The organism is Nonomuraea sp. B19D2 (genome assembly GCF_040137845.1).
Taxonomy (GTDB): Bacteria; Actinomycetota; Actinomycetes; order Streptosporangiales; family Streptosporangiaceae; genus Nonomuraea.
Genome location: NZ_JBEFAK010000022.1, coordinates 162,095 through 176,400 on the forward strand (window position 1 = coordinate 162,095; position 14,306 = coordinate 176,400).

The 14,306-nt window shown below is 71.5% G+C and carries 11 protein-coding genes and 1 pseudogene; 7 read left to right on the forward strand and 5 right to left on the reverse strand.

The window, feature by feature from the left end; translation table 11 throughout:
- The first annotated feature begins 11 nt into the window (after positions 1–11).
- Positions 12–1,355 (forward strand): hypothetical protein, encoded by a 1,344-nt coding sequence (locus ABN273_RS34300; RefSeq protein ID WP_349453247.1) that lies wholly within the window; start codon positions 12–14, stop codon positions 1,353–1,355.
- A 67-nt stretch (positions 1,356–1,422) separates the two neighbouring features.
- Here ABN273_RS34300 and ABN273_RS34305 read toward each other — a convergent pair whose 3' ends face one another.
- The 4 genes from ABN273_RS34305 to ABN273_RS34320 all read right to left on the reverse strand — a co-directional run bounded on the left by ABN273_RS34305 (position 1,423) and on the right by ABN273_RS34320 (position 4,529).
- Positions 1,423–2,277: an ABC transporter permease gene (locus ABN273_RS34305; protein WP_349453248.1), complete on the reverse strand. Its 855-nt coding sequence runs from the start codon at positions 2,275–2,277 to the stop codon at positions 1,423–1,425.
- Positions 2,278–2,279: 2 nt separating this feature from the next.
- Entirely contained in the window at positions 2,280–3,257 is a 978-nt protein-coding gene (locus ABN273_RS34310; RefSeq protein ID WP_349453249.1) for an ATP-binding cassette domain-containing protein, read from the reverse strand.
- Positions 3,258–3,848, reverse strand: a complete 591-nt coding sequence (locus ABN273_RS34315; protein WP_349453250.1) for a PadR family transcriptional regulator — start codon at positions 3,846–3,848, stop codon at positions 3,258–3,260.
- A gap of 84 nt (positions 3,849–3,932) precedes the next feature.
- Positions 3,933–4,529 (reverse strand): SACE_7040 family transcriptional regulator, encoded by a 597-nt coding sequence (locus ABN273_RS34320; RefSeq protein ID WP_349453251.1) that lies wholly within the window; start codon positions 4,527–4,529, stop codon positions 3,933–3,935.
- A 62-nt stretch (positions 4,530–4,591) separates the two neighbouring features.
- On the opposite strand from ABN273_RS34320, the gene ABN273_RS34325 reads away from it, so the two are divergent.
- The 6 genes from ABN273_RS34325 to ABN273_RS34350 all read left to right on the forward strand — a co-directional run bounded on the left by ABN273_RS34325 (position 4,592) and on the right by ABN273_RS34350 (position 13,745).
- The gene (locus ABN273_RS34325; RefSeq protein WP_349453252.1) at positions 4,592–6,160 is read left to right on the forward strand and encodes a carboxyl transferase domain-containing protein; all 1,569 of its coding nucleotides are present in this window, start codon (positions 4,592–4,594) and stop codon (positions 6,158–6,160) included.
- Between the two features lie 4 nt (positions 6,161–6,164).
- On the forward strand, positions 6,165–8,102 hold the full coding sequence (locus ABN273_RS34330) for an acetyl/propionyl/methylcrotonyl-CoA carboxylase subunit alpha (RefSeq protein ID WP_349453253.1): 1,938 nt from the start codon (positions 6,165–6,167) through the stop codon (positions 8,100–8,102).
- A complete protein-coding gene (locus ABN273_RS34335) occupies positions 8,102–9,007 on the forward strand; it encodes a hydroxymethylglutaryl-CoA lyase (RefSeq protein WP_349453254.1) in 906 nt (301 codons plus the stop codon). Before ABN273_RS34330 ends, ABN273_RS34335 begins: the two co-directional genes overlap by 1 nt.
- Before the next feature lie 2 nt (positions 9,008–9,009).
- The gene (locus tag ABN273_RS34340) at positions 9,010–10,146 is read left to right on the forward strand and encodes an acyl-CoA dehydrogenase family protein (protein ID WP_349453255.1); all 1,137 of its coding nucleotides are present in this window, start codon (positions 9,010–9,012) and stop codon (positions 10,144–10,146) included.
- Between the two features lie 121 nt (positions 10,147–10,267).
- Positions 10,268–10,702 carry a GNAT family N-acetyltransferase gene (locus tag ABN273_RS34345; protein ID WP_349453256.1) on the forward strand — a complete coding sequence of 145 codons (435 nt, stop codon included), beginning with the start codon at positions 10,268–10,270 and terminating at the stop codon, positions 10,700–10,702.
- 106 nt (positions 10,703–10,808) lie between these two features.
- On the forward strand, positions 10,809–13,745 hold the full coding sequence (locus tag ABN273_RS34350) for a helix-turn-helix transcriptional regulator (protein ID WP_349453257.1): 2,937 nt from the start codon (positions 10,809–10,811) through the stop codon (positions 13,743–13,745).
- Positions 13,746–13,845: 100 nt separating this feature from the next.
- On the opposite strand, the pseudogene ABN273_RS34355 reads toward ABN273_RS34350, so the two are convergent.
- A pseudogene (locus ABN273_RS34355) lies at positions 13,846–14,306 on the reverse strand (hypothetical protein); the annotation flags it as partial.

The following is a 14,306-nucleotide window of genomic DNA, read 5'->3' on the forward strand; positions in this document are numbered from 1 at the left end:
AAGGAACCCGCATGTTGCAACGCTTCCGCGTGGCCGCTCTCGCCGTCGCGCTGGGCGCCGGGACTCTCGTCCTGGCACCCACCGCCGCGACGGCGGCCGCGGACCCCGTCGTCACCCGCGTGGGGATCAGCCCCGGCCCGCCGATCGACGTCACGAACGGCGCGGTCACGGCCACGTTCCGGTTCGCCACCAAGGGGACCGACAAGGCCGAGCTCCAGCTCAAGCCCCCGGGCGACGTCAGCGTCGGCAAGCCCCTCGACCTGACGCCCACCAAGGACGGCGACTGGACCAGGTGGACCGGCACCAGGTCCTTCGACTCCACGAACGTCGGCAAGTGGAGCTGGCTCGCCGTCGCCGGCGGCGCCTCCCGCGGCGGCACGTTCGAGGTCGTCGTCAAGAAGGTGCTCGACACCAAGATCGTCGACTTCGACGCCAACCCCGACTTCGTGGACAGGGGCGACCTGATCAAGGTCTCAGGGCGGCTGCTCGCCGACGGCAAGGGGTACGGCGGGCAGTCCGTCGCGCTCACCTTCCGCGCGCGCGGCACTGACGCCTACCGTACGGTCGCCAAGGTGACGACCGGCGCCGACGGCTCGTTCAGCGCCGGCGTACGGGCCCGCGAGACGGGCTGGTGGCGGGCCGAGTTCGCGGCCACGTCCGCGGCCAAGGGCTCGGTCAGCGACGCCGACAGGGTGGACGTCAGGCGCGGCGAGCTCGCCAGCAGGATCGCCGGCTTCGACGCCCGGCCCGAGCCCGTGGACAAGGGCGACCGGCTCACGTTCACCGGCGCCCTGCAGGTCGAGGGCCGCGGCGGCGTGCCCGGCGAGCGCGTGTCGATCTTCTTCAGGGCTGGCGGCTCGCACAGGTGGGAGTACGTCACCAGTGACGTGACCGGCCGCGACGGCCGCTTCTGGGCCTCCGCCACCGCGCAGACCTCGGGCTGGTGGCGCGCCGAGTACGCGGGCACCCGCGGCGTGCGCGGCTCGGTCAGCGACGCCGACTGGGTGCGGGTCGACCAGCCCGCCCCGCCGCCCGCCAAGGCGGACACGCGGCTGATCAAGTTCAACGCCTACCCGGAGCCGGTCAAGCGCGGCAAGTACGCGAGGTTCACGGGCAAGCTGCAGATCGACGACGAGGGCACCTGGGAGGGCTACCGGGGCAAGGTGGCGCTGTACTTCAAGCGTGCGGGCTCGCACAAGTGGCAGTACGTGAAGACGACCTGGTCGAACGGTAGCGGCCGCCTCTACACCAAGGTCAAGGCGTGGAACTCGGGCCGGTGGCGGTTCGTGTTCGCCGGCGACGAGGACGCCTACGGCGACACCAGCAGCTCGGACTACGTCCGCGTGAAGCGCTGACCGGCTGACCGCCTGATCGACGACTGAGGCCCGGGGACACCACCCCCGGGCCTCAGCTCTGCGGCGGCTAGTCCGCCCGCCTGAACTGCGCGATCCCGACTCCCAGCAGCGCCAGCCCCAGGGCGGCCACGACCCCGATCTCCAGCAGCACCGGCACCTGGAAGTCGAACCACCGGACCCCGGGGTTCAGCACCGCGTTCACCTGCGCGGTCACGTCCAGGTGCGAGAAGACCGCCTCCCGCATCGGGTCCACCGCGTACGTCATCGGGTTGACCACGGTCAGCACGTGCAGCCACGAGGGCAGGTTGGCCAGCGGGAACATCGCCCCGGACAGGAACATCATGGGCATGATCGCCATCTGCATCAGCCCGAAGAACGTCTGCATGTTCTTCATCCGCGCGGCCAGCATCACCCCGAAGGCGGTGATCGTGAACGCCGCGAGGAACATCTCCGCAAGCAGCGTCGCGAAGAGCGCGGGCGAGTAGGGCACCCCCACCAGCCCGGCCAGCGCCAGGATGACGACGCCCTGCCCGGTGGCCACGATGGCGCCGCCCAGGCACTTGCCGACCACGATCGCCCCACGGGAGACGGGCGCGACCAGCATCTCCCTGAGGAAGCCGAACTCGCGGTCCCACACGATGGACCCCGCCGAGAACATCCCCGTCATGATCACGGTCATGGAGATCATGCCGGGATACATGAACGTGCGGTAGTCGACCCCCGGGATCGACCCCTGTACCAGCGACCCCAGCCCCGTGCCCATGACGAACAGCCAGAGCGCGGGCTGCACGAGCATGGACAGCATGCGGGTGCGGTCGTTGAGGAAGCGCAGCATCTCCCGGTGCAGCACGATCTTGATCGCCCGCAGGTCGTGCCCGGCGCCGCGGGCCGGCACGCGGACGCCGACGGTCTGTGTCGCCATGGCTATCGCCTCACCATCGCTCTCATCCACGCCTTGTTGTCGGCGCCGGCCTCGGCGTCGCGGATCGTGGAGCCGGTGTACGACATGAACACGTCATCCAGGGACGGCCGCGAGACGCTCACCGACTTGATCGGCATGCCGAGCTCGGCGAACAGCCTGGGCACGAACTCCTCGCCCGAGGCCACCGCGAACGTGACCGAGCCCTCGTGCACGGCCGCCTCCAGGCCGAACCGCTCCCGCAGCGCCTTGATCGCCCCGGTGTCGTCGGCGGTCTGGATCTGCACCCGGTCCTTGCCGATGCTGGCCTTCAGCGCCTCCGGCGAGTCGATGACGACGATCTCGCCGTGGTCGATGATCGCGATCCGGTCGCAGTACTCGGCCTCGTCCATGTAGTGGGTGGTCATGAAGATGGTGATGTCCTCGAGCAGCCTGAGCTGGTTGATGTAGCCCCAGATGGCCGAGCGGGTCTGCGGGTCGAGCCCCACGGTCGGCTCGTCCAGGAAGAGCACGCGCGGCGAGTGCAGCAGGCCGCGGGCGATCTCCAGACGCCGCTTCATGCCGCCGGAGAACGTCATCACCTTGGCGTCCTTGCGGTCCCACAGCGCCACCATCTCCATGACCTGGCGGATCCGGTCGTCGACCATGCCCTTGGGCACGCCGTACAGCTCGGCGTGGAAGCGCAGGTTCTGCTCGGCGCTCAGGTAGCTGTCGAGGGTGGGGTCCTGGAAGACCAGGCCGATGTTCCTGCGCACCTCGTCGCGGTCCCTGACCACGTCGTGGCCCGCCACGGTGGCGCTGCCGCCGGTGGGGTTCACCAGCGTGCAGAGCATGCTGATGGTGGTGGTCTTGCCGGCGCCGTTCGGGCCGAGGAAGCCGAACACCTCGCCGGGGCGCACCTCGAAGTCGACGCCCTTGACGGCCTCGACCTTCCCGTACGCCTTCCGCAGTTCGCGAACGACTATCGCCGCGTCGGCCGTCATTCAGTCCTCCGCCAGGATCTGGAACATGGACCTGCGGGTCTTCTTGATCAGCTCCTTGGCCTGCGCCACCTGACGGGGGCTGGCCGTGCGGACCAGGTGGGAGAAGGCCTCGTTGAGCTGGCCCCAGAGCGCGCGCAGCTCGTGGTGGTCCTGCGGCACCGAGCGGGCGACCTCGTCCCACGGCGCCTCGTCGGCGTGCCTGGCCGCATGGCGGCGACCCTCATGAGTCAGGCTGTACGTACGGCTCCCGCCGGACTCGCCGCCCGACACCAGGCCCTCGTCCTCGAGCTGCTGGAGCGCCGGATAGACCGAGCCGGGACTGGGCCGCCACACGCCGCGGCTGCGCTCCTCGATGCTCTGGATCATCTGGTAGCCGTTCTGCGGCTCCTCCAGGAGCAGCACCAGCAGCGCCGCCCTGACGTCGCCGCGGCGGACCCGCGGCGCGGGCGTCTCCCAGTGCGCGACCGTGCCGAACCCGGGGCCGTGCGGGGGCGGAGGAGGCGGTGCGAACGGGGGCGCGCCGAACCTGCCCGGTCCCGGCGGGCGCATCGGAGGGGGTGGTGGACCATCCCAGAAGTCAGGATCGCGCATGATTGCCTCCAACTATCGAGATATCTTGACGATATATCTAGATAGTTGGCATGAGCAAGGGCATGTCGGGCATACCTCTGGTAGTTAGTGAGCGTTAACGGAGGCGTCGATCGCCGCCCGCGCCATGGCGCGCAGCAGCGGCCGCATGTCCTGTGCGGGCAGCTCGCCCGCGCTGTGCGGCGTGGAGTTGAGCAGCCCGAACACGGCGTGCGTCGCGGCCCGCAGCCGCGCGGCCGGGCACGAGGGGTGCAGCTCGGCCAGCACGGTCACCCACTCCTCGACGTAGAGCCGCTGCAGCCGCCTGATCTGCCTGCGCTCCGGCTCCGGCACGTTGCCCAGCTCCCTGTCGTGCACCGTGATCAGCGCCGGCTGCTCGAGCGCGAACGTGATCTGCACGTTGAGCAGCGCGTCCAGCGTCTCCTGCGGATCCGGGTACGAGGTGACCACCGCGGCGGCCGACTCGCGCAGCCGCGAGCTGACGTCGAGCAGCATCTCCGACAGCAGCGCGTCCTTGCCGCTGAAGTGCCGGTAGAGCGCGGGGCCCGAGACGCCGACCGCGCCGCCGATGTCCTCGATCGAGACCCCGTGGAAACCGCGCGCGGCGAACAGCCGGGCCGCCGCCTCCAGGATCTCCCTGCGCCGGTTGCCGCGATTGCGGGTAGATGAGGACGTAGTGGTCACGTCTCACATGCTAGACGAGTACGTTAATGATGACTAACATCTCGTGCCATGAGAGGGGAGTCATGAGCGACTGGCCCGTGCTGAAGTCGGCCGCCGATCCTGGCGGCGAGGCGTACAAACGCAATGCCGAGCTCAACGAGCGGCTCGCCGCCGACCTGCTCGAACGCCTGGCGGTCGCCGCCAGAGGCGGCCCCGAGCGATCGCGCAAGCGGCATGTCGAGCGCGGCAAGCTGCTGCCGCGCGACCGCGTCGACGGCGTGCTCGACCCCGGCTCCCGCTTCCTGGAGCTGTCGCCGCTGGCCGCGAACGGGCTCTACGACGACCAGGCTCCCGCGGCCGGGATCATCACGGGCGTCGGCAGGGTCTCGGGCCGGGAATGCGTGATCGTCGCCAACGACGCCACCGTCAAGGGCGGCACGTACTATCCGATCACGGTCAAGAAGCACCTGCGCGCGCAGGAGGTGGCCCTGCACAACCACCTGCCGTGCGTCTACCTCGTGGACTCGGGCGGGGCGTTCCTGCCCAAGCAGGACGAGGTGTTCCCCGACCGCGAGCACTTCGGCCGCATCTTCTACAACCAGGCCACCATGTCGGCCCGCGGCATCCCGCAGATCGCCGCCGTGCTCGGCTCGTGCACGGCGGGTGGCGCGTACGTGCCCGCGATGAGCGACGAGGCCGTCATCGTGCGCGGCCAGGGCACGATCTTCCTGGGCGGCCCGCCCCTGGTGAAGGCGGCCACCGGCGAGGAGGTCACGGCCGAGGAGCTGGGCGGCGGCGACCTGCACGCGCGGGTCAGCGGCGTCACCGACCACCTGGCCGAGGACGACGCGCACGCGCTGGCCATCGTCCGCGACATCGTCTCCACGCTCGCCCCGCGCGCCCCGCGCCCCTGGGACACGGTCGCGCCGGAGCCGCCGAGGCACGACCCGCGCGACCTGTACGGGATCGTGCCCGGCGACACGCGCCAGCCGTACGACGTGCACGAGGTGATCGCCAGGATCGTGGACGGCTCGCGCTTCCTGGAGTTCAAGGCCGAGTACGGCTCGACGCTCGTGACCGGGTTCGCCCACATCCAGGGCCATCCGGTGGGCATCGTGGCGAACAACGGCATCCTGTTCAGCGAGTCCGCCATGAAGGGCGCGCACTTCATCGAGCTGTGCGACCAGCGCCGCATCCCCCTCGTCTTCCTGCAGAACATCAGCGGCTTCATGGTGGGCAAGGCATACGAGGCGGGCGGCATCGCCAAGCACGGGGCCAAGATGGTCACCGCCGTCTCCTGCGCGCGGGTGCCCAAGTTCACCGTGGTCATCGGGGGGTCCTTCGGGGCGGGCAACTACGCGATGGCGGGGCGGGCGTACTCGCCGAGGTTCCTGTGGATGTGGCCGAACGCCCGCATCTCGGTCATGGGCGGCGAGCAGGCCGCCAACGTGCTCACCACCGTCGGCACCGCCGACGCCGACGCGATCAGAGCACAGTACGAGCACCAGGGAAACCCGTACTACTCCACGGCCAGGCTGTGGGACGACGGCGTGATCGACCCGCTCGACACCCGCACCGTCCTCGGCCTGGCGCTGTCCGCGGCGGCCAACGCCCCGCTCGAGCCCGCCGGTTACGGCGTCTTCCGGATGTGACGCGATGTTGTTCGACCGTGTTCTGATCGCCAACAGGGGCGAGATCGCCGTACGCGTCATCCGCACGCTGCGCACGCTCGGCATCACGTCGGTGGCCGTGCACACGCCGTCGGACGCCGGCGCGCGTCACGTGCTGGAGGCCGACCTCGCCCTGCAGGTGCCGAAATATCTGGATATAGAGGCGATTATCGGGGCGGCTCAGGCCGCGGGCGCTGAGGCCGTACATCCCGGCTACGGGTTCCTCGCCGAGAACGCCGCGTTCGCGCGGCGGTGCGCGCAGGCCGGGCTGGTGTTCGTCGGCCCGCCCGCCGAAGCCATCGAGGCGATGGGCGACAAGATCCGCGCCAAGGCCACCGTGTCCGCGGCGGGCGTGCCCGTGGTGCCCGGCGGAGCCGAGCCGGGCGACTCGCTGGAGTCCTGGCGCGACTTCCCCGCGCTGATCAAGCCCTCCGCCGGCGGCGGGGGCAAGGGCATGGTGCTGGTACGGTCGGCCGCCGAGCTGCCCGACGCGCTCGAGTCGGCCCGCCGTACGGCGCGGGCGGCGTTCGGCGACGGGACGCTGCTGATCGAGCGGTACGTCGAGCGCCCGCGCCACATCGAGATCCAGGTCCTGGCCGACACCCACGGCAACGTCGTGCACCTGGGCGAGCGCGAGTGCAGCCTGCAGCGCAGGCACCAGAAGATCATCGAGGAGGCGCCCTCACCCTTCGTGAGCCCCGAGACGCGCGCCCGCATGGGTTCGGCGGCGGTGGAGGCCGCGCGCGCCGTGGGGTACGTGGGGGCGGGCACGGTCGAGTTCATCGTGGACGGGACCACCGGGGCCCACCACTTCATGGAGATGAACACCCGGCTGCAGGTCGAACACCCCGTCACGGAGCTGGTGACCGGGCTCGACCTGGTGGAACTGCAGCTTCGCGTGGCGGCGGGGGAGCTGCTGCCGTTCGGGCAGGAGGACGTGCTGCTGGACGGGCACGCCGTCGAGGCCCGCGTCTACGCCGAGGACCCGGCCCGCGGCTTCCTGCCCACCGGCGGCCGCGTCCTGGTGCTCCGCGAGCCGGGTGACGGCGTACGGGTGGACTCGGGGCTGGTCGAAGGCGGGGTCGTGGGCAGCGAGTTCGACCCGATGCTCTCCAAGGTGGTCGCCTGGGCCCCGGATCGGGCGTCGGCGCTCAGAACGCTCGAGCGTGCCCTTTCCCGCACGGCCGTCCTCGGCGTGGTCACGAACATCCCGTTCCTGCGGGCCCTCGCCGGACACCCGGTCGTCAGAGCGGGTGAGCTGGACACCGGGCTGGTCGAACGCCTGCTTCCGGAACTGGTCCCGTCCGTGGAGGTGCCCGGCGAGGTGCTCGCGGCGGCGGCGCTGGCCTTCCACGCCATGCCCCAGGGCGACGACCCGTGGGAGGTCACCGACGGGTGGCGGATCGGGGCGCCCGCCTGGACGACGTGGCGGCTGGAGTCCAGGGACGGGGTGCACGCGGTCCAGGTCCGCGGCCTGCCCGAAGAGTCAGCCGAGATCCGGATGAACGATGAGACCGCCCCCGCGCGCCTGCAGCGCAGCGGCGCGGATCTGACCGTCACGATAGGCGGCCGTACCGACCGCTACCTGCACGTACGCCGTGCCGACACGATCTGGCTCGGCAAGGACGGCGAGGCGTGGGCGCTCACCCGGCACCTCATCGGCGACCCGGGCGACCGGCCCGGCGCCGCGGCCAAGGGCGACGGCGTGGTCAGGAGCCCCATGCCCGGCACGGTCCTGGTGGTCAAGGCCCAGGCCGGCGACCGGGTGAGCGAGGGGCAGCCGCTGGTCATCGTGGAGGCCATGAAGATGGAGCACACGGTCACCGCCCCGCGCGACGGCGTGCTCACCGAGCTGCCGGTCCAGGCCGGCCAGCCGGTCGACATGGACGCCGTGCTGGCCGTGGTGACGAGCGAGGAGGCGTGATGCCCTACCCACTGGAAGGCCTTCCGCAGCAGGTCACGATCTACGAGGTCGGCCCGCGCGACGGGCTGCAGAACGAGTCCGCTGTCGTGCCCGTCGAGGTGAAGGCCGAGTTCATCGAGCGGCTCGCGGACGCCGGGCACAAGGTGATCGAGGCGACCAGCTTCGTGCACCCGAAGTGGGTGCCGCAGCTCGCCGACGCCGGCGAGCTGCTCGCCCGCCTGCGCAGGAAGCCGGGCGTGCGCTACCCGGTGCTGGTCCCCAACCTGCGCGGCCTCGACCGGGCGCTCGAACGCGGCGTGGACGAGATCGCGATCTTCGCCAGCGCCACCGAGACGTTCGCCGCCAAGAACCTGAACCGGAGCCTGGAGAGCCAGTTCGACATGTTCGAGCCGGTCGTGGCCAGGGCGCTGGACAACGGCGTGCGGGTGCGCGCGTACGTGTCGATGTGCTTCGGCGACCCGTGGGAGGGGCCGACGCCGATCGCGCAGGTGGTCTCGGTCGGGGAGCGGCTGCTCGGGCTCGGCTGTTACGAGCTGTCGCTCGGCGACACGATCGGGGTCGGCACGCCAGGGCACGTGACCGCGCTGATCAAGGCGTTCCGCCGGCCGGACCGGCTCGCCGTGCACTTCCACGACACCTACGGCCAGGCGCTCGGCAACACGCTGGCCGCGTTGCGCGCGGGCGTGACCACGGTCGACGCCTCCACGGGCGGCATCGGGGGCTGCCCCTACGCCGAGTCCGCCACCGGCAACCTCGCCACCGAGGACCTGGTCTGGATGTTGCGGGGGCTCGGCATCGAGACCGGGCTCGACCTGGACAAGCTCGTTTCCACCAGCACCTGGCTGGCGGGCCTGCTCGGCCGGCCCAGCCCGTCCCGCGTCGTGCAGGCACTGTCGAAAGGTTGATCATGCTCAAGGACGAGTACGAAGAGTTGCGCAAGACCGTCGAGTCGTTCGCCCGCGAGGTGGTCGCGCCGGTGATCGGCGAGTACTACGAGCGCGAGGAGTTCCCGTACGACATCGTGCGGCAGATGGGCGCCATGGGGCTGTTCGGGCTGCCGTTCCCCGAGGAGTACGGCGGGATGGGCGGCGACTACTTCGCGCTGTGCGTGACGCTTGAGGAGCTGGCCCGCGTCGACTCCAGTGTGGCGATCACGCTGGAGGCCGCCGTGTCGCTGGGCGCGATGCCGATCTACCGGTTCGGCACCCAGGAGCAGCGCGAACACTGGCTGCCCAAGCTGACCTCGGGGTCGGCACTGGGCGCGTTCGGCCTGACGGAGCCGGGCGGCGGGTCCGACGTGCCGGGCGGCATGCGTACCACGGCTGTGCTGGACGGGGCCGAATGGGTGATCAACGGGACGAAGGCGTTCATCACGAACTCCGGCACCGACATCACGGCCGTCGTCGGCGTGGCCGCGCTCACCGGCGAGCGGGAGATCTCCACGATCCTCGTGCCGAGTGGCACGCCCGGGTTCGAGGTGTCGAAGAAGTACTCCAAGGTCGGCTGGAACGCCTCCGACACCCGCGAGCTGTCCTTCACCGACTGCCGCGTCCCCGCCGCGAACCTCCTGGGCGAGCGCGGCCGTGGCTACGCGCAGTTCCTGCAGACGCTCGACGAGGGCCGCATCGCCATCGCGGCGCTCAGCGTCGGGCTGGCGCAGGGCTGCGTGGACGAATGCCTCAAGTACGTCAGGGACCGCAAGGCGTTCGGCCACCCGATCGGCCACTACCAGGCCATCCAGTTCAAGATCGCCGACATGGAGGCCCGCGCGCACACCGCCCGGCTGGCCTACTACCACGCGGCGGAGCGCATGGAGGCGGGGCTGCCGTTCAAGAAGGAAGCGGCGATCGCCAAGCTGGTCTCGTCGAACGCGGCGATGGACAACTCCCGGGACGCCACCCAGGTGTTCGGCGGGTACGGCTTCATGAACGAGTTCCCGGTCGGCCGCTTCTACCGCGACGCCAAGATCCTGGAGATCGGGGAGGGCACGAGCGAGGTGCAGCGCATGCTCATCGCCCGCCAGCTCGGCCTGGGCGACCTCTGAGCACCACAGAAGACGGGAGCGTGCTCGGGTCTCCCACTTGATCTCAATACACCGTCGCCACGCAAGCGGAGAAACCGAGCAATTTGCGTGAGGAACGGCGGAAGATCTAGTGTCGTCTTTCATGACGGCTGACGATCTTCTCATCAGGAGGGCGGAGAAGGCGGACGCGGACGCGGTGTTCGCACTGGCCCGCGAGTTCGGGCTGACGTTCAGGCCCGAGCGCGAGGCCTTCGACGCCGCCCTGCCCGAGCTGCTGGCGAACGACGACGCCCTGCTGCTCACAGCCGTCGTCGGCGGGCGCGTCCAGGGCTACCTGCTGGGGTTCGTCCATCTGACGCTGTTCGCGAACGGGCCGGTGGCGTGGGTCGAGGAGGCCATGGTCGGGTCGGGTTCGCGGCGGCAGGGGATCGGGCGGGCCCTGCTGGAGGAGTTCGAGCGCTGGGCGCGGTCGCGGGAGGCCGGATATGTGGCGATGGCCACACGGCGGGCGCCCGAGTTCTACCACGCGCTGGGCTACGAGGCCTCTGCCACGTTCTTCCGCAAGGTCCTGCGCTGACCCCCACTTCAGGCCCGCCGTCCGCGTGTGCGGGGCCGAGGTGCGGGGGTGCTCCTCCCGAGTGGGCGGCGGGGAATCTGTCATCGCCTGATGGCATTCTTAGGGCGTGAGTATCCACGCCGTCAGCCCCCGGTTCGTCGGGCGAGCCCGCGAGCTCGCCGCTCTCGGCGAGGCGCTGGCCAGGGCGCGTGCCGGCGCGTCGTCCACCGTGCTCGTCGGTGGCGAGGCCGGGGTCGGCAAGACGCGGTTGATCAAGGAGTTCACCGATCGGGCCGACGCCCTGGTGCTCGTCGGCGGGTGTCTGGAGCTGGGCACGGAGGGCCTGCCGTTCGCGCCGTTCACCGCCGTGCTGCGCGGGCTCGTGCGCGAGCTGGGCCGTGACGGCGTCGCGGCGCTCGTCCCCGGTGGCACCACGCGCGGGCTCGCGCGGCTGCTGCCCGAGTTCGGGGAGCCCGACAGGGACGGGCCCGAGGCGCGGGCGCGGCTGTTCGAGCAGGTGCTGGGCCTGCTGGAGCGGCTGGCGGAGGAGCGTCCCGCGCTGCTGATCGTCGAGGACGCCCACTGGGCCGACCGCTCCACCCGTGATCTGCTGTCGTTCCTGGTCCGCTATCAGCGCAGCGCGGCGGGCCTGCTGATCGTCGTGACCTACCGCACCGACGAGCTGCACCGCAGCCACCCGCTGCGGCCGCTCCTCGCCGAGCTGGGCCGGGTCGAGTGGGTGAGCCGGGTCGAGCTGCGCAGGCTCACCCGCAGGGAGGCCGTCGCGCAGGCGGCGAGCATCCTGGAGCGGGAGCCGTCCCCCGCCGACATGGACCTGATCTACGCGCGCAGCGAGGGAAACCCGCTGTTCGTGGAGGCGCTGCTCAGCGACGCGGGCGGCCCTGACGCGCTGCCGGAGTCGCTGCGCGACCTGCTGCTGGCCAGCGTCGAGCGGCTGCCCGACGAGACGCAGGAGCTGCTGCGCGTGGCCAGCGCCGGCGGGCAGCGCATCGAGCACGACCTGCTCTCCGCCGTCGCCGGGTTCGACGAGAGCGCGCTCTCCCGCGCGCTGCGGCCCGCGGTGGCGGGCAACGTGCTCACCGTCGACGGCGAGGGCTACTGCTTCAGGCACGCGCTGATCCGCGAGGCGCTCCACGACGACCTGCTGCCCGGCGAGCACACCCGCCTGCACACCCGCTTCGCCGAGGCGTTGGAGCGCGACCTGTCGATCCTGCCCGTGCCGCGCGGCGCGATCGAGCTGGCCCACCACTGGCACTCCGCCCACGACTCCACCTGGGCGCTGGTCAGCGCCTGGCACGCGGCCGCCGCCGCCCGCAAGTCCACCGCGTACGACGAGCAGCTCGGGATGCTCTCCAGGGTGCTCGAGCTGTGGGACCAGGTGCCCGACGCCGCCGAGCGCATCGGCCGCGACCGGCTCGACGTGCTCGCACAGACGGCCACGGTCGCTCACCTCGCCGGAGAGTACGAGCGCTCCATCGCCCTGGCCGGCGCCGCCCTCGCCGAGCTCGAGCGCGAGCTCGACCGCGACGCCGACCCGATCAGGTCGGCCAAGCTGCTGCGCCAGCGCGGCCTGACCCGCTACGCCCTCGGCCGCCCCGGCTACATCGACGACCTGCGTGAGGCGGCGGAGCTCGTCCCCTCCGACAAGCCGAACAAACTACGCGGCCAGGTCCTGGAGAGCCTGGCCCGTATGCTCCACGCGCGCGAGTCCTGGCCGGAGAAGCTCGCCACCGCCCGGCTCGCGATCCAGATCGCCCACGAGGTGGGCGACGCCACAGTGGAGGCGCACGCGCTGATCGACCTCGCCTGGGCGCGCTTCGGCTTTTCCGAGATCGAGGCCCAGATGGAGGCGTTCGCGGAGGCGCGCAGGATCGCGCACCGCGACGGGGCGTACAACGCGTTGATGCGCTGCGCCATCTCCGAGTCCGACGCGCTGGAGGGGGCCGGGCGGCACGAGCGGGCCGCGCAGGTGGCCCGCGACGGGATCGAGGAGGCGGGGCTCTACGGCCTGGCGCGCACCTCGGGCACGTTCCTGTCGATCAACCTGGCCGAGCCGCTGGTGTCCCTCGGGCGATGGGACGAGGCGCTGGAGGTGATCGAGCACGCGCTCGACCTCACCCCGCCCGCGCCCTACCGGGCCAGCCTGCAGGGGTTCGCCGCCGACATCGCGCTGGCGCGCGGGGAGCTCGATCAGGCGGACAAGCTGCTGGGGTCATCGCGGAGCGTGCTGTCGCGCGGCACCTTCCGCGATCAGACGGTGCTGCCGGATCTGTGCAGGCAGATGCGGCTGCTGCAGGCCCGCGGGCAGCTGGAGGCGGCTCTGGAGGCGGCCGCTCAGGTCATGGAGGAGCGCGACCTGCTGGAGACTCCGCGTTACTCCTGGCCGGTGCTGGTGACCGTCGCCTCCTTGCTCACCTCCGTGGTGCCGCAGTCCGGGCTCGCGGCGTCACTCATGGCCCGGCTCCGGGCGCTGGGGCAGGAGGTCGGGACCGACGGCGATCTCCAGCAGGCGCACCGGCTCACGTTCACGGCGCTGATGGGCCCCGAGTCGCCGCAGGGCGACGACGCCGTCGATGCGGTCGCGTGGCAGGTCAAGGCATGGGACCTGGCGGTGGGTGCGTGGGCGGCGCTGCGGCAGCCGTACGCCGAGGCGCAATCCCTGATGGGTGCGGCTCAGGCGGCGCTGGCGTCCGGCGACCGGCAGGAGGCCGCCGCGCGGCTGGGCCGTGCGCGGGAGCTCGCCGGGCGGCTGGGTGCGGCGCCGCTGCTGGAGCAGCTCGACGTCTTCGCGCGGCGCGCCCGGATCGGGGGCTCGGAGGAGGCGGCCGACGGGCATCCGCTGGGGTTGACGGCTCGGGAGCTGGAGGTGCTGCGGGAGGTGACGAACGGGCGGAGCAACCGGGAGATCGCCGAGGCGCTGTTCATTTCGGTCAAGACGGTGAGCGTGCACGTCTCCAACATCCTGGCCAAGCTGGGCGTCGCCACTCGAGGCGAGGCCGCCGCCACCGCCCACCGCCTCCGGCTGTTCGACACCGCCTTGTGATGGCCGCGGTGTGTCGATAGCGCGCGTTGCGGTGGCGGCGCGCCTCCCAACGGAGGACGTGCGGCAGTAACGGACCGGCGGACGCCGGCGGCGGGGGCGGTCAGCCGGTCAGCTGGGCCTCGAGACGATAGCCGTCCACCGTGACGTACACCTGGTCTCCGGGCCGGGCGTTCAAGCGCATCAGCACCGGCTGGAGGGAGTCGAAGACCGGCTGGTGACCCTGCCAGACCAGGACGATGGCGTTGTCGCCCGGGCCCGTCACCGACAGCAGCGTGCCGGGGCGCATGCCGAGCTGGGCCGCGTACCCCTCCGGCACCGGCACGGGGCCGCCCCGGAGGTGTTCAGGGGTGACCTCGATGCGCTGCCAGCGGCGCGGGTCCGAGGAAGGACTCGGCAGCGGCGGAGGCGGCGTGGACGGGGTGCCCGCCAGGCTGCCAGGGAGCACCGGGGAACGGCCGCCCGACAGCGCGGACAGCGTGGCCAGCGCGGCGGAGGGGTCGATCGAGCCCGCCGACGCCGTCGGGATGGGCGCGCCGCCCCGGTGGTGGTGGCCGTTGGCTC

What these genes read in the sequence shown, in the direction of transcription:
- ABN273_RS34315 (WP_349453250.1), bottom strand. Translation starts at nt 3,848, where the DNA reads ATGCGCGATCCTGACTTCTGGGATGGTCCACCACCCCCTCCGATGCGC.
- ABN273_RS34330 (WP_349453253.1), top strand. Translation starts at nt 6,165, where the DNA reads ATGTTGTTCGACCGTGTTCTGATCGCCAACAGGGGCGAGATCGCCGTA.
- ABN273_RS34310 (WP_349453249.1), bottom strand. Translation starts at nt 3,257, where the DNA reads ATGACGGCCGACGCGGCGATAGTCGTTCGCGAACTGCGGAAGGCGTAC.
- ABN273_RS34325 (WP_349453252.1), top strand. Translation starts at nt 4,592, where the DNA reads ATGAGCGACTGGCCCGTGCTGAAGTCGGCCGCCGATCCTGGCGGCGAG.
- ABN273_RS34345 (WP_349453256.1), top strand. Translation starts at nt 10,268, where the DNA reads ATGACGGCTGACGATCTTCTCATCAGGAGGGCGGAGAAGGCGGACGCG.
- ABN273_RS34340 (WP_349453255.1), top strand. Translation starts at nt 9,010, where the DNA reads ATGCTCAAGGACGAGTACGAAGAGTTGCGCAAGACCGTCGAGTCGTTC.
- ABN273_RS34335 (WP_349453254.1), top strand. Translation starts at nt 8,102, where the DNA reads ATGCCCTACCCACTGGAAGGCCTTCCGCAGCAGGTCACGATCTACGAG.
- ABN273_RS34300 (WP_349453247.1), top strand. Translation starts at nt 12, where the DNA reads ATGTTGCAACGCTTCCGCGTGGCCGCTCTCGCCGTCGCGCTGGGCGCC.
- ABN273_RS34305 (WP_349453248.1), bottom strand. Translation starts at nt 2,277, where the DNA reads ATGGCGACACAGACCGTCGGCGTCCGCGTGCCGGCCCGCGGCGCCGGG.